The sequence below is a fragment of the Streptomyces sp. NPDC049887 genome (assembly GCF_040656535.1).
Classification (GTDB): domain Bacteria; phylum Actinomycetota; class Actinomycetes; order Streptomycetales; family Streptomycetaceae; genus Streptomyces.
Genome location: NZ_JBFAMM010000016.1, coordinates 1 through 13179, shown reverse-complemented (window position 1 = coordinate 13179; position 13179 = coordinate 1). Strand labels below are relative to the sequence as shown.

13 protein-coding genes are annotated in these 13179 nt (G+C 73.8%); 3 read left to right on the top strand and 10 right to left on the bottom strand.

All coding sequences use genetic code 11. The annotated features are described in order from the left end of the window. Positions 1-28: 28 nt before the first annotated feature. The 3 genes from AB0J10_RS20240 (at position 29) to AB0J10_RS20230 (ending at position 2735) form a co-directional block, all read left to right on the top strand. A complete protein-coding gene (locus AB0J10_RS20240) occupies positions 29-709 on the top strand; it encodes a glycoside hydrolase family 75 protein (RefSeq protein ID WP_363063428.1) in 681 nt (226 codons plus the stop codon). Positions 710-872: 163 nt separating this feature from the next. Further along, the gene (locus AB0J10_RS20235) at positions 873-1919 is read left to right on the top strand and encodes a PHP domain-containing protein (protein ID WP_363063426.1); all 1047 of its coding nucleotides are present in this window, start codon (positions 873-875) and stop codon (positions 1917-1919) included. A gap of 429 nt (positions 1920-2348) precedes the next feature. Then, the gene (locus AB0J10_RS20230) at positions 2349-2735 is read left to right on the top strand and encodes a hypothetical protein (RefSeq protein WP_363063424.1); all 387 of its coding nucleotides are present in this window, start codon (positions 2349-2351) and stop codon (positions 2733-2735) included. A 471-nt stretch (positions 2736-3206) separates the two neighbouring features. Here AB0J10_RS20230 and AB0J10_RS20225 read toward each other — a convergent pair whose 3' ends face one another. The 10 genes from AB0J10_RS20225 to AB0J10_RS20180 form a co-directional block, all read right to left on the bottom strand. Further along, complete coding sequence (locus AB0J10_RS20225) at positions 3207-3653, bottom strand: SRPBCC family protein (RefSeq protein ID WP_363063422.1); 447 nt, start codon at positions 3651-3653, stop codon at positions 3207-3209. Between the two features lie 139 nt (positions 3654-3792). Then, positions 3793-4998 carry a cytochrome P450 gene (locus AB0J10_RS20220; protein ID WP_363063651.1) on the bottom strand — a complete coding sequence of 402 codons (1206 nt, stop codon included), beginning with the start codon at positions 4996-4998 and terminating at the stop codon, positions 3793-3795. Positions 4999-5024: 26 nt separating this feature from the next. Beyond that, positions 5025-6356, bottom strand: coding sequence for a cytochrome P450 (locus AB0J10_RS20215; protein ID WP_363063420.1), 1332 nt, complete (start codon positions 6354-6356; stop codon positions 5025-5027). Between the two features lie 30 nt (positions 6357-6386). After that, positions 6387-7070, bottom strand: a complete 684-nt coding sequence (locus AB0J10_RS20210) for an ATP/GTP-binding protein (protein WP_363063418.1) — start codon at positions 7068-7070, stop codon at positions 6387-6389. Continuing rightward, positions 7048-7410 carry a DUF742 domain-containing protein gene (locus tag AB0J10_RS20205; protein ID WP_363063416.1) on the bottom strand — a complete coding sequence of 121 codons (363 nt, stop codon included), beginning with the start codon at positions 7408-7410 and terminating at the stop codon, positions 7048-7050. The genes AB0J10_RS20210 and AB0J10_RS20205 overlap by 23 nt, the downstream gene beginning before the upstream one ends. Continuing rightward, a complete protein-coding gene (locus AB0J10_RS20200; RefSeq protein ID WP_363063414.1) occupies positions 7407-7853 on the bottom strand; it encodes a roadblock/LC7 domain-containing protein in 447 nt (148 codons plus the stop codon). The genes AB0J10_RS20205 and AB0J10_RS20200 overlap by 4 nt, the downstream gene beginning before the upstream one ends. Beyond that, positions 7850-9430, bottom strand: a complete 1581-nt coding sequence (locus tag AB0J10_RS20195) for an ATP-binding protein (RefSeq protein WP_363063412.1) — start codon at positions 9428-9430, stop codon at positions 7850-7852. Before AB0J10_RS20195 ends, AB0J10_RS20200 begins: the two co-directional genes overlap by 4 nt. A 491-nt stretch (positions 9431-9921) precedes the next feature. Continuing rightward, positions 9922-10686, bottom strand: coding sequence for a hypothetical protein (locus AB0J10_RS20190; protein ID WP_363063410.1), 765 nt, complete (start codon positions 10684-10686; stop codon positions 9922-9924). A gap of 542 nt (positions 10687-11228) precedes the next feature. Further along, complete coding sequence (locus tag AB0J10_RS20185; RefSeq protein ID WP_363063408.1) at positions 11229-12104, bottom strand: class II fructose-bisphosphate aldolase; 876 nt, start codon at positions 12102-12104, stop codon at positions 11229-11231. Between the two features lie 3 nt (positions 12105-12107). After that, positions 12108-12992, bottom strand: a complete 885-nt coding sequence (locus AB0J10_RS20180; RefSeq protein WP_363063406.1) for a sugar isomerase — start codon at positions 12990-12992, stop codon at positions 12108-12110. Positions 12993-13179: the final 187 nt, after the last annotated feature.

The window sequence follows — 13179 nt, the reverse complement described above, 5'->3', positions numbered from 1 at the left end:
GCCGCCCCCGAACCGGAGGAAACAGCCCGTGTCCCCTTGCTTCAAGACCGTCGCCGCGTGCGGTGCGGCACTGCTCGTCGCGGCCGTCCTGCCCGCCACCGCCACCGCCCGCCCCGGCTACGAGGGCTCCGTGACCGCCCGCGAACTCCTGGCCAAGGTCAGGAGCTGCACACAGATATCCGACGGGCTCTTCCGCACCGACGCCGACCAGGAGGAGTCCATACCGGTGTGCGGCACCAGTTCGGTGGTCTTCTGGAAGGCGGACCTCGACATCGACTGCGACGGGCTGAGCAGCCCGGAGTGCAACCCCGACACCGACGAGTACTGGCAGCCCGAGACCGCGTACTGGGACTCGGAGGGGTACCCGCTGGACTCGGCCGACCTCCCGTTCATCGTCGTACCGGCGGCGAGTCCGCTGTGGGACTACAACTACTCGCGCATCCGCGGGGGTACCGTCGCCGCCGTCATCCACCGCAACCGGCTGGTGTACGCGGTCGTCGGCGACGCCGGACCGACCGACCTCATCGGCGAGGCGTCGCACGCCACCGCGCGGGCGCTGGGCATAGACCCCGATCCGGCCACCGGAGGCGTCAACTCCGGCGTGACGTACATCCTGTTCCGGGATTCCAAGGTCACCCCCATCGAATCCCACCGGGCCGCGGTGACGCTGGGCGACAGACTGGCGCGGAAGTTCGTCGGTCGCTCGTGACGTACCGCGGGAGCACGGTGGGAGCGGACCATCGAGGAAGGGTGGCGTGATGACGGCGCACCACGGGGCAGTACACCTGGGCGGCCGCCCGGCGCAGGGCACCGGCGCCCACGAGTCGGCGGTCGCGGCCCGCTCCCGCGGCGCCTGCTAGCGGTCCCCGGCCATGGACCCGGTGGAGGCACTGGACCGGATCGCCTTCCTGCTGGAGCGGTCCGGCGCCCCCACGTACCGGGTGCGTGCCTTCCGCACGGCGTCGGCGGCGGTCACGGCCCTGGGCGAGGACGAGGTCACCGGACGGGCCGCGGACGGCTCACTGGAGTCGGTACGGGGCCTCGGGCCCAAGACCGCCCAGGTCGTGAGGGAAGCCCTGGCCGGACAGGTGCCTGCGTATCTGCGGCGCCTGGAGGACGATACGGGCGCGCGGCACGACGAGAACGCCCCGGGAGCGCGGCTGCGCGCGGCGCTCCGCGGGGACTGCCATCTCCACTCGGACTGGTCCGACGGCGGAAGCCCCATCGAGGTGATGGGGCGCGCGGCGGCCGCCCTCGGCCACGAGTGGGCCGTGCTCACCGACCACTCCCCCAGGCTCACGGTGGCGCGCGGGCTCAGTCCGGAGCGGCTGCGCGATCAACTGGACACGGTCGCCGAACTCAACCGGACGTGGCAGCCGTTCCGGCTGCTCACCGGCATCGAGTGCGACATCCTGCCCGACGGCTCGCTCGACCAGGAGCCTGAGCTGCTCGACCGGCTGGACGTGGTGGTCGCGTCCGTGCACTCCAAACTCCGCATGGAGGCACGGCCGATGACGCGGCGGATGGTCGCCGCGGTGACCAATCCGCTCGTCGACGTCCTCGGGCACTGCACGGGACGCCTGCTGAAAGGGCGTGACGGAGGGCGCGGACGGCCGGAGTCGGAGTTCGACGCGGACGAGGTGTTCGCGGCGTGCGCCGAGACCGGCACGGCGCTGGAGATCAACTGCCGCCCGGACCGGCTGGATCCGCCGCGCCCGCTGCTGCGGCGCGCGGTGGAGGCGGGCGTGCTCTTCGCGATCGACACCGACGCCCACGCTCCGGGCCAGCTCGACTGGCAGATCAACGGCTGTGCCCGGGCCGAGGAGTGCGGGGTGCCGAAGTCGCGCGTGGTCAACACCCGAGGCGTGGACGAGGTGCTGCACTGGGCGCGGACCGGGGAACTTCCGGGCGCGGACTGAGCGGAGCGGGGAGGCCGCGGGCACGATGCGGTCGGGGGCGTGTCCGGGCCACGAGCGGACCTGCTCCGCGTGGCTCCGGACGGTCCACGGGGCACTCGCGGGGACGAGTCACGGCTCACGTCGCTACGGGATCGGATCGGCCGGCGCTACGGAATCGGATCGGCGCGGCCGCCTCGGCTGCACGACCCTTCGCCGATTCGGGAGCCGGGTGTCCGCGTGGCTCTGGTCGCAGGGCCTCTGCGACCTGGAGGAGGGCTGCTCCCCCATCGGACGCCCGTCGCCCAACCGTCCGGCGCCCGTCCCCCACCCGTCCGGCGCCCGCACGGACCGAGCGGCAGCGCCCCCGCCGCGTCCGGCCGTGTGCCGTCCCGGCCGGGAGGTGCGACCTTGGAGGGGGACGCCCGAGCGTGAGAGAGGACGGGGATCACCATGGCCGTCATCGACAGGCACGAGGAAGTATCGGTACAGCTCACCGGCGCACCCGAGGACGCCGACGCCGTCTTCGCCGCGCTGCTCGCGGCCTACCCCTGCGACCGGGATGCCGAGGAGCACCCCCACCAGGAGGGCCGGGGCGGCCATCCGACGATCTGGTCGGCGACCTACGACGTGGCTCGCGCCGACACCGCCGGCCCGGTGGCGGCCACGGCCCTGCACCGGCCGGTGGGAGCCGAGCTGTCGGGTTCGTACGCGGCGGTCGACCGACTCGCACACGCCATGACCACGGGTTTCGTGGTCGAGGTGGAGCACGCGGTCTCGGGGGACGGCGAGAAGCAGTTGCGGCTGCGTCTCGACTCGTCGCCCGCCGCCGGCGGCTGAGTCCCAGCGCGAGGGCGGGACGCCGGAAGCGCGGAGCCGTGCCCGGCCGGGATCGCCGGGGGCCGCCCTCGTCGGACGTGCGCGTCCGGACCCGCCCGCCGGCGGTCGTGGCCCGGACCCGCCCTGGTGGGCGTCCGTGCGGTGCACCTCACGGCGAGTCGGCCGAGCGGGCGCGGCGGCACCGCGACGCGTATGCGTCGGGGAGCGTGCCTTCCGACACGCGCGTCCCGGGCACGCCGGGCGGGCGGGCCGGGCGGCCCCCGGGAGGAGCGCGTCCCGGGCACGCGGCGCCGGCACGCGTCCCACGGCGGACGCGGTGCGCCGGTGCGCCGTACGGCCGTGCACGACCGGCCGCTCACCGCGCGTCCGCCGAACACCCGTCACGGACCTGCCGCACCCGGCGATGGATCACGCGAACGGACCCGCCGCACCCGACCGTGGTTCACCACGAACGGGCCGGCCTGCGCGCTCTCAGGGCGCCTCGACCGCCGCCTTGATGCGCCGTGCGAAGTCGTCCGCGTCCTTGCGCGCCGCGCTCAGCGCGAGTCCGACGAGCAGTTTGCCGAGGCCGTGGCCCTCCAGGGTGTTGAACACAGTGAGCCTGGTCCGCCCTGCGTCGACGGCCTCCAGGTCGTAACCGCCCTCGGGGACCGTCACCAGGTTCTTCGAGACCTCCGTCCAGCGCATCCGGCGCGGCGGCTCGAACTCGCTGATCCGGAACTCGCGCGAGGTGGTCATCCCAGCGTCCTTGACCCTGCTGCGGTAGACGGTGCCCACGCCCGTCGGGCCGTCGGTGACCCTGGTCATCTCCTGCACCCGCGGGCTGAACTCCCGGTCGTTCTCGCCGTCCGCGAGGAAGGCGAACACCTCGTCGACCGGGCGGTCGATCACGACCGTCCCCTCGAACCGTCCGGCCATGATGACTCCCTGTCCTTCGACGCCGAAGCTCTTGCGGTGCCCGGTACCACTCCAGCCTGCGCCGGACCCCGGTGACGGGGCCGGTCGGCCTGCTCCGTACGGGTGAGGCGCCGCCCGGGGCCACGGAAGCAGCCCGAGTCTAGGCCAGGGGTCGTACCGGGAGCTCCCGGACGCTGTTCCCCACGAAGCTGGCGTGCCGGGCCAGTTCAGGCTCCGGTACGGCCAGGTCCAGCCCGGGGAACCGGGTGAACAACCGCTCCAGGGCGATGGTGGCCTCCATACGGGCCAGCGGTGCCCCGATGCAGTAGTGCGGACCGTGACCGAGGGAGAGGTGACGTGACGCGGACGCCCGGGTGACGTCGAAGCGGTCCGCGTCCGGCCCGTACGCGGCCGGGTCCCGTCCGGCGGCGGAGTATCCGGCGAGGACCGGGGTGCCCTTCGGGATGACCGTGCCGCCCAGGGTCAGGTCCCGTGTCGGGTAGCGGAACGGGAAGAAGCTCACCGGGCTGTCCCAGCGCAAAGTCTCCTCGACGACGTCCGCCCAGGTCGCGCCGCCGGAGCGGACCAGCTCCAGCTGGTCGCGGTGTGCGCACAGCGCACGGACCGCGTTGGTGATCAGGTTCAGTGTCGTCTCGTGGCCCGCGACGATCATCAGCAGCAGGGTGCCGATGAGTTCGTGCCCACTGAGCCGGTCGCCGTCCTCCTCACGTGCGGCGATCAGCGCGCTGGTGAGATCGTCGCCCGGGTCCTTCGCCCGCGCGGCGGCCACGGCGCGGAGCACGTCGACCAGCTCCCGGTTGGCGGCCATCGCCTCCTCGGGTCCGATGTCGGTGGCGACGACCTGGTTCGAGAGGTGGTGCAGCCGCTGCTGGTGCTGGGCGTGCACGCCCAGCAGTCCGCAGATCACGCCCATGGGCAACGGCATGGCGAAGTGCCGGCGAAGATCGGCGACGCCGCCGTGCTCCGCAGCCGCCCGGCCGAGGCCGTCCAGCAGCTCCGCCGTGACCGTCTCGACACGGGGGCGCAGTTCCGCGACCCGCCGTGCGGTGAACGCCTTGCTCACCAGCGACCTCAGCCTGCGGTGGTCGTCCCCGTCGGCCGTGGTCATCCCCCGTACCGTGGCGAAGGTCTTCAGCGGCCAGCCGTCGGCGATCCGGCCCTCCCGCAGCTCGGTGAAGTGCTCGGCGCCCTTGGCGACATCGGGGTGGGCCAGGAACTCCCTGAGCGCGTCGTGGCCCAGGACGGCCATGGCCGCCACGCCACCGGGGAGGACGACGGGAGCCACCGCCCCCCGCGCCAGCAACCGTGCGTTGTCGGCGTGCGGGCAGCCACCGGCCGGGTCCATCCGGTGCGGGGTGCTCGGTGAGGTGCTCAACGGGCCTCTCCTGTCTGTGGGGCGGCCGGATGGCCGGGGCCGGCGGTACGGGCCGGCTCGTCCGGTCGCGGGGTCCGGGGCAGCTGAGGATCGGTGAAGCGGACCGGGAGGGCGGCCGGCCCCTTGCTCCAGGGCGACGAGACCCAGGCCAGCTCCGACTCGTCCACGGCCAGCTCCATGTCGGGCAGTCGGTGCCGGATGGTGTCCACTGCGGTTCGGGTGATCAGCCGGGCCGGGTCCTGCGCCGGGCACGTGTGCGGTCCCGCGCCGAACGCCAGGTGGGAGCGGTTGCCGGTGACCGGGCCGCCCGGGGGCAGCACCGCCGGGTCGGCGTTGGCGGCGGCGAGCCCGAGGATCAGCATGTCGCCCGCCCGGATGGACTGGCCTCCGAAACGGAGATCGCGGGTTGCGTAGCGGGCCGGGAAGTTCTGCGTCGGCGGGAAGCGCCACAGCACGAGGTCGAGCGCGTCGTCGACACTGAGGTGACCCCCCGTCAGCGAGGAGCGGAGCGCCGGGTCGCAGAGCAGCAGGCGCAGGGTCGTGGCGATCCAGTTGACGGTGGTCTGATGGCCGGCGACGAACATCACCACGAGGTTGTGCAGCACCTCGTCGTCGGTGAGCCGCGCCGGGTGGTGGAGCAGGGCCGAGGTGATGTCGTCCCCGGGCCGGTTCCGCTTCCGGTCGATCAGGGCCAGGAGGATCGCGTTGATCCGCCTGCTCGCCCTGCCGGAGTCGGCCGTCGCGGCGGCCAGGCCGGAGATCGCGTGGACGAGCCGGCTGCCGGTCCCCTCGTCCAGTCCGAGCAGTGCCGTGATGACCTGCAGCGGAAGCCGGCGCGCGTAGTGGGGTACGAGGTCGGCCTCGCGGCGCCCGGCGAACGAAGCGATCAGTTCCTCGGCGGCGGACCGTACGCCTCGCCGCAGTTCGTGTCCGTCGATCCCCGCGAGGGCGTCGGAGACGGCGGCCCTCATCCGGCGGTGCTGCTGGCCGTCGGCGAACAGCAGCGCGGGCCGCCAGCCGACGAACGGCAGGATCGGCGAGTCCCGCGGCACGCGGCCCTCGCGCAGCAGGCTCCAGCGGCGCGGGTCGTGGGAGAAGTCCTGTTCGTCGCGGGTGAGCCGGAGCAGCTCGCGATGGCCGAGCACGAGCCACGCCTCGATGCCCGGCGCGACGGTGACGGGAGCCACCGGGCCGTGGTTCCTGCGGAGTTCCTCGTAGAGCGCGGGCATCGCGTCGCCGTCGAGGTGCGGCCCGTACAGCGCGGTGGCGGTGGGACGCCGTCCGCCGATGCCTGAGGGCGGCGGCGAGTAGCCGTGCGGGGTGGTCATGAGGACTCCCTGGTCACGAGGATTCCGTGGTCACGAGGATTCCGTGGCGGCGTGGACGAGATGGCGTACGAGCGCGATCAGTGCCAGCACCGAGGACCGCGCGTCGCGGGCGTCGCAGCGGACCAGCGGAGTGCTGGGCAGCAGGTCGAGGGCGATGCGCAGATCGTCCTCGGAGTGCTCGGGGCTGCCGGGGAAGGTGTTGACGGCCACGGCGAACGGAAGGTCGAGGTCCTCCAGATTGCCCAGGGCGTCGAAGGACGCCGCCGGATCGCGGGTGTCGACGAGGGCGAGGGCGCCGAGCGCGCCTTTGGCCAGATCCCGCCAGGCCGGCAGGAACCGCTGCTGCCCCGGGGTTCCGAAGAGATAGAGCACGAGGTCGCCGTCGAGCGTGATCCGGCCGAAGTCGAGGGCGACGGTCGTGGTCGTCTTGGTACGCCCGCCCCGGGTGTCGACGCGGGCGCCGGCCCGGGTCATCATCGCTTCGGTGGACAGCGGCCTGATCTCGGACACGGTTCCGATGAGCGTCGTCTTGCCGACTCCGAGCGGGCCGACGACGAGGAGCTTGGCCGCGCCCGCGACGCCCGGTGCGAGGTACTTGTCACCGGGTTCCGTCCCCGGGTACGGCTCCGCGGCGGCCCCCGTTCCGAGCGGCGGCCGTGCGGCCGGTGCCCCGGCGGCGCCGGCCCCGGCGTCAGAGACGGCTTTCGAGGCCATGCAGCACCTTTCTCAGCGTGGTCACGTCGGCGCGTTCGGCGCGGGGCACCGGCGGACGGGTCAGGATGAGCCCCCAGTCGAGGAGGTCGGCGAGCAGCACCTGCACCACCGAAGGCGGCTGTCCCAGGTGGGCCGCCACCTCGGCGACGGACAGCAGCCCCTGGCAGTGCGTCAGGATCACGCGGTACTCGGGCTGGAGGGTCTCCGGTGCGGCCGTACCCGTGGCGGTCACCAGCGTCTCCCAGGGCAGCGGCGCGCCGCCGGCGGCCGCGCGGCCGCCGGTGATCACGTAGGGGCGCACCGCACGGGTGGTGGTCCGGCCCTCCGGATCGTCCGTCATGACGGCGGGTCCGCCGGATCCCGCGGGCCGGTGCTCAGATGGGTGCCGATCCTCGCCACCAGCACCTGCATCTGCTGGGCCACCAGGCCGACATCGGCGTCGGTGCCGGTGGCGACGGCGAGGTGGGCACCGGCCCCGGCGTGGGTGAACAGGACGAAGCCGTGCTCCGACTCCAGCATCAGCTGACGCACTCCGGCACCGCCACCGAACAGCAGTGCGGCCGTGGACCGGCCGGTCATCGTCATCGCGGCGCACGCCGCGGCGAGCGACTCGGCCTCGGGGACGCCGAGCAGGGCGACCGGTCCGGTGAGGTCCCCGGCGGACGCGTGGCCGAGCCGCAGCCCGTCCTCGGACACCACCACGGCGTGTCGCACTCCGGGGACGTCGGTCAGCGGACGCAGCATCCAGCCGAGGTCGGGCAGCCTGGTCACGGCTCCGGTCACTGGCGGCCTCCCTCGTGGTCGGTTCGGTGGTCGGGTCCGCGATCGGTCGCACGGGGTGGCGGCGTGCCGTTCTCCAGGGCGGCGCGGCCCCGGCGTGTCCCGGACACCACGCCCGAGATCGAGGCGCGGGCCGCCTCGGGGGTCCAAGGAGTGCCGGGGGCAGGAGGCGACTGCGCGCCGTGGCTCCGTCCGGTGCCCTGCTCGGTCCCCGGTTCACGTCCGCCGCGCCTGCTGCGGCGCCGTGGGAGTCCGCCGGCCGGGGACGCCGGGCCGTCGGCGGGCGACGGACCAGCGTCGCGCGGGCCGGCGCCGGGCGCCGGGGATCCGGACGCCGGACCGCCGCCCGGGACCGGAAGACCCGATGCAGGGCCGCCGCCCGGCGACACCGGACCGGTTGCCGGCCCGGCGCCCGGCGCCGGGAGGCCGGCTGCCGGGCCGGCCGTGCCCCGTACCGCCGGGTCCGGGCCGTCCGGCTGGGGGTGCGGCTCCCCCTCGACGGTCGTCGGGCTCGACGGCGCATGCCCGGGTGCCCGCGGTTCCGCCGCCGGCTCGTGGCGTGGCGGGGCGGGGTGGGACAGCGGCTCGGTGAGCAGCCGGTGGGGTACGAACGTGACGGCACGGGTCCCGCCGTAGGCGGAGGCTGATGTCAGCTCCACGCTGAACCCGAGCTCGCGGCCCCAGCGGCCGGCGCAGGCCAGTCCGAGGCGCGGCACCGCGCCGAGCCGGGCCAGATCCGGGTCGTCGTGGAGGTGTGCCGTGGCCTGCGCCAGGACGTCCGGCGGCATCCCGAGGCCCGCGTCGTCGATCTCGACGACGGCACCTGCGGCCACCTCCCGGACGGTGACCACGACCTGGGTGCTGGACGGGGAGAACACCGTCGCGTTCTCCAGGAGTTCGGCGACGGCGTGCATCAGCCCCTCGACGGCGGGCGGCACGACGTGGAGGGTCTGGCCGCCGTGCACCTCGACCCGCCCGAACTCCAGGATGCGCGACTGGGCGCCGCGGACACAGTCGTAGAGGGACACGGGCCGGCTCTCCCGCCGTGCGGGCCAGATGCCGCACATCACGAGGAGGGTCTGGGCCTTGCGGGTCATCCGGGCGGCCGCATGGTCGGCCTTCATCACCTCGGCCATCAACCGGGGGTCGTCGATGGACCGTTCGACGTGGTCCAGCACCTGCTGCTGCACGGTCGCCATGGCGTGCATGGTGCGGGCGACGGACTCGAAGGCGGACTGCACGGAGTCCCGCATGGCCCGCTCCCTGCGTACGGCCTCGTCGGAGCCGAGGGCCGTCACGACGGCGGCCAGGGCCGTGGCGAACGCGGCGCCCAGCTCCGCGTCCGAACCGACGGGGCCGGGCACGCCGTCCAGGAGACGGCCGGTGCGCGTCCGTTCGGCGATGGCCGGGGCGCGGACGGAGGCCAGGTGGGCGATCTCGGTCTCGCGTGCGGCCGCGAGCGCTTCCGCCCGCTCCCGTGCACGCTGTTCGGCGAGCAGCCTGCGGCGCAGGGACAGCGCCCACATCAGCAGCGCCAGGGCGGCGACCCCGCCGCCCCCCGCGATCAGCAGCCCGACCATGACACGACGCTTCCGGATAACGCGACCACGCCAGAACGAGTCCCTTCCAGACCGCATACGGGCTCCCCCGGCGCCGGGGGGCATCCAGATCCTACGGTCAACCAGCCAATCTTCGAACGCGAGTTGTGCAACTCCCGTCACTTTCCGCCAACACGAGTTCGGGGGTTCGATGGCTTTCGGTGGCGGTATGTCGCATAGTGAACTCCCCGCGGACGGGCCGGTCCGCCCGGGCCGGTCCCGGACGCGCACCGGGCCACCGGCAAGCAGCCCTGCTGGTCCGGCGCGCACGGGCCGCCCGGACACGCGCCCGGCCCGCCGAACGGTGTTCACCGTGCGGCGGGCCGGATTCCAGGCGCGGGTTCCGGGGCACGAGGCGCGCACGCAGGACGTGTCGGCCGCCGATGTCCGACGGACCCTCCTGGGCGGGCCCACCGCGGTCCGACGGACCCGCCCAGGACGTGCCGCGCCGGGAGGCGGCCGCCGCGCGCCGGTCAGGACCTGCCGGCCGACTCGATGGCCTTCGCCAGCTTGGCGGTCTGACGGCCGTGCAGGTCCCCGGGAAGGTCCGCCTTCTTCGGGTCGAGGAGGTTGAGCGTGAAGAACACCGCCACGTTGCGCCCCTGCCGCACGGCGGTGATCTGCATGGGCATCGAGGAGCCCTGTGCGGTGCCGGTCATCCTCCAGGAGACGGCCTCGTCGCCGCCCTCGGGCGCCTCCTCCTCCTTCACGGCCACGTACTTCACCGACGTACCGCCGCTGTTTCCCGAAGTGGTGAAGCCGGCGCCGCAGGTGGCGAGCGCCTTGCGGACGTCCGAGAAGGTGCGCCGCGCGTCGTCGCCCTCGTACGAGAAGAGGCTGACCGTCGTGGTGAGGCCGGGCGTCCCCGTGGAGACGTAGGAACGGCTGGCGAAGTCGACGGCCTCGGGCGTACGGGCCGTGCCCGAGGCGGTCATGTCCGCGAGGGGCCGGCACTCCTCCCGGTCGGACTTGGGCCGCACGTTCGGCGGGCTGATCTCCTGGGCCTGGTACGAACGCAGCTCGGTATCGGTCACGAGCGCCTTCCTGATCGTGTCGCCGCGGAGCACGGCCAGGCCGGCACCGGCCTTCTCGGGCCCGGCGAGCGGCTTTCCGGTCGAGGAGGAGGAGCCCTCCTTGTCACCGGAGGAGGTGCAGCCGGTCAGCAGCGCGGCGGCCGCGGCACAGGCGAGCGCGAGCGCGCCGCCCCGCCGGAGGGCCGGAGGTGTGATGTGGGGCATGGGAATCCTGTCGGTTCGGTTCGGCGGCGGGCGGCTCGCTGTTCCCGTTGCGCCGGGCGTCCGTTCCGTCGAGCCCACTCCGCCGCCCGCGGGGAACGGATGGCGAGGAAAGTGTGTCCTGGATCATGCGGCGAATCCGGGAGGGTCCGCGCGCGGTTGGTCCGTTCCGGTGGCCGTGCGCCCCGGATTTCACCGGACCCGCCGTACGACGCGCAGCTGGTGTTCCTTGCGGTCGAGCGGTCGGTGGTCGTGCGCGGCCGGGCCGGGCGGCTCCGGCGACCGGGGCGTATCGCTCCCACGCCTGCTCCGGCACGGCCTCTCCGCGGGTCGGCCCGGCAGCGCTGCTCCAGGCGGTGCATCCGGCCTGCGGGGATCTCGCCCGTCGAGCGTGTCCGACGTGCCCTGCGGTGTGGGCGTCCGCGGCACCGCGCGCTGCCTGCCGGGCAGCACGAGCACTGGGCCGAGGGTGTCGGCGGGAACGTCGAGGAGCAACACGGGCCCCGGGCCGGACACCGCCTCGCGGGGCGGTGTCCGGGTGCCTCTCAGGCGACGGGGACGGGCTCTCCGGCGTCGCGCAGGACGCAGATCAGCGTGGTGACCGTATCGGCCATCGCGCGGCGGCCGACCGACAGGTACTTCCGGGAGTCCACGGCGTCGGCGTTCGCGGCCAGGTAGTCACGGATGGCGGAGGTCATGGCGAGGTTGAGGGCGGTGCCGATGTTGACCTTGGCGATGCCTCCGGACACGGCGGCCGCCAGTTCCCCGTCCGGTACGCCCGACGAGCCGTGCAGCACGAGCGGCACGTCCAGCTTCCCGGCGAGCCGGGCCAGGAGCCCGTGGTCCAGCGAGGCGGTGCGGACGGTCATCGCGTGCGAGCTGCCGACGGCGACCGCGAGCGCGTCCACTCCGGTCCCCTCGACGAACGCGCTTGCCTCCTCGGGATCGGTGCGGGCCCCGGGGGCGTGGGCGTCCAGCGGCGGGGCTCCCTCCTTGCCGCCGACCTCCCCCAGCTCGGCCTCGATCCAGAGGCCGTTGGCGTGTGCCCATTCGGCGGCGGACCGGGTCGCGGCCAGGTTCTCCGTGTACGGCAGGTGGGCGGCGTCGTACATCACGGAGCTGAACCCCGCGTCGACCGCCTGGCGGAGCAGCTGATCGCCCGTGACGTGGTCCAGGTGCAGGGCGACGGGCACGCCGGCCTCGGCCGCCGCCTCGGCGGCGGCCCTGGCGAGCGGGCGGACTCTGCCGTAGCGGTACTTCACGGCGTTCTCGCTGATCTGGAGGACCACCGGGGAACCGGCGGCCTCCGCGCCGGCGATCACCGCTTCGGCGTGCTCCAGCGTGATGATGTTGAAGGCGGCGACGGCACGGCGTTCCGCGGCGGCCGCTGCGACCAGCGTGCCGGTCTCGGCGAGCGGCACGGGTCACGCTCCGGAGAGGACGACGGAACGGGTCAGGTGGCGGGGGCTGTCCGGGTCCAGGCCCCGTGTCTCGGCCAGGGCCACCGCGAGCCGCTGGGCGCGGACGAGTTCGGCGAGCGGGTCCAGACCGCCGGGGACCCACGTCCCTCCGGTGGCGTGCACCTCGTCGGCGAGCCCGGCGGGCGGGTCGCCGATCATCCAGGTGACGGTGCCGCGGGTGGTGACGCTGATGGGGCCGTGCCGGTACTCCATGGCCGGGTACGCCTCCGCCCAGGACGCCGACGCCTCACGCACCTTGAGCGCGGCCTCGTTGGCGAGGCCGACGGTCCAGCCGCGGCCGAGGAAGGTGAACTGCGTACCGGCCGTGAGCCGTTCGGGAAGCGGTTCGTCGAGCGCGCCGCGGCAGTCGTCCACGACGGCGTCGGTGTGCTGGCCGCAACCGGCGCGCAGGAGGGTCAGCGCGGTGGTCGCGAATCGCGTCTGGACCACGGACCGCTCGTCGGCGAAGTCGAGGACGACGGTCTCGTCGGCCGCGGTCATGACGGGCGTGGCGGGGTCGGCGGTGATCGCGGTGGTACGGACGCGTCCGCGCAGCCGGCCGAGGAGTTCGAGGACCTCGGTGGTGGTACCCGAACGGGTGAGGGCGACCACCCGGTCGTACGAGCGTCCGACGGGGAACTCGGAGGCGGCGAACGCGTCCGACTCTCCTTGTCCCGCGCCCTCGCGCAGGGCCGCGGCCGCCTGGCTCATGAACAGGGAGGTGCCGCAGCCGACGAACGCCACCCGCTCGCCGGGGGGCGGGAGCGCCCCGCCCCGGGTCGCGGCGAGCTCCGCCGCCCGCGTCCAGCACTCCGGCTGGCTCGCCAACTCCTGTGCGACATGGCTCATATGCGTACTCCACCCTTCGAGTGTGCGCGTATTTTTGCAAGATAGCGCGAGTTTTCAAGCATCTTCAAGCATCGTGGCGGATCTTGCGTGCGCTAGGTGTTCTGTCCGGGGAGGTTGTGGACGGGTGATCCAGATCTCGGCTGAGGGATCTTGAACGGGTGAGGGCCTTCCGGGTTCGGTGTGGATT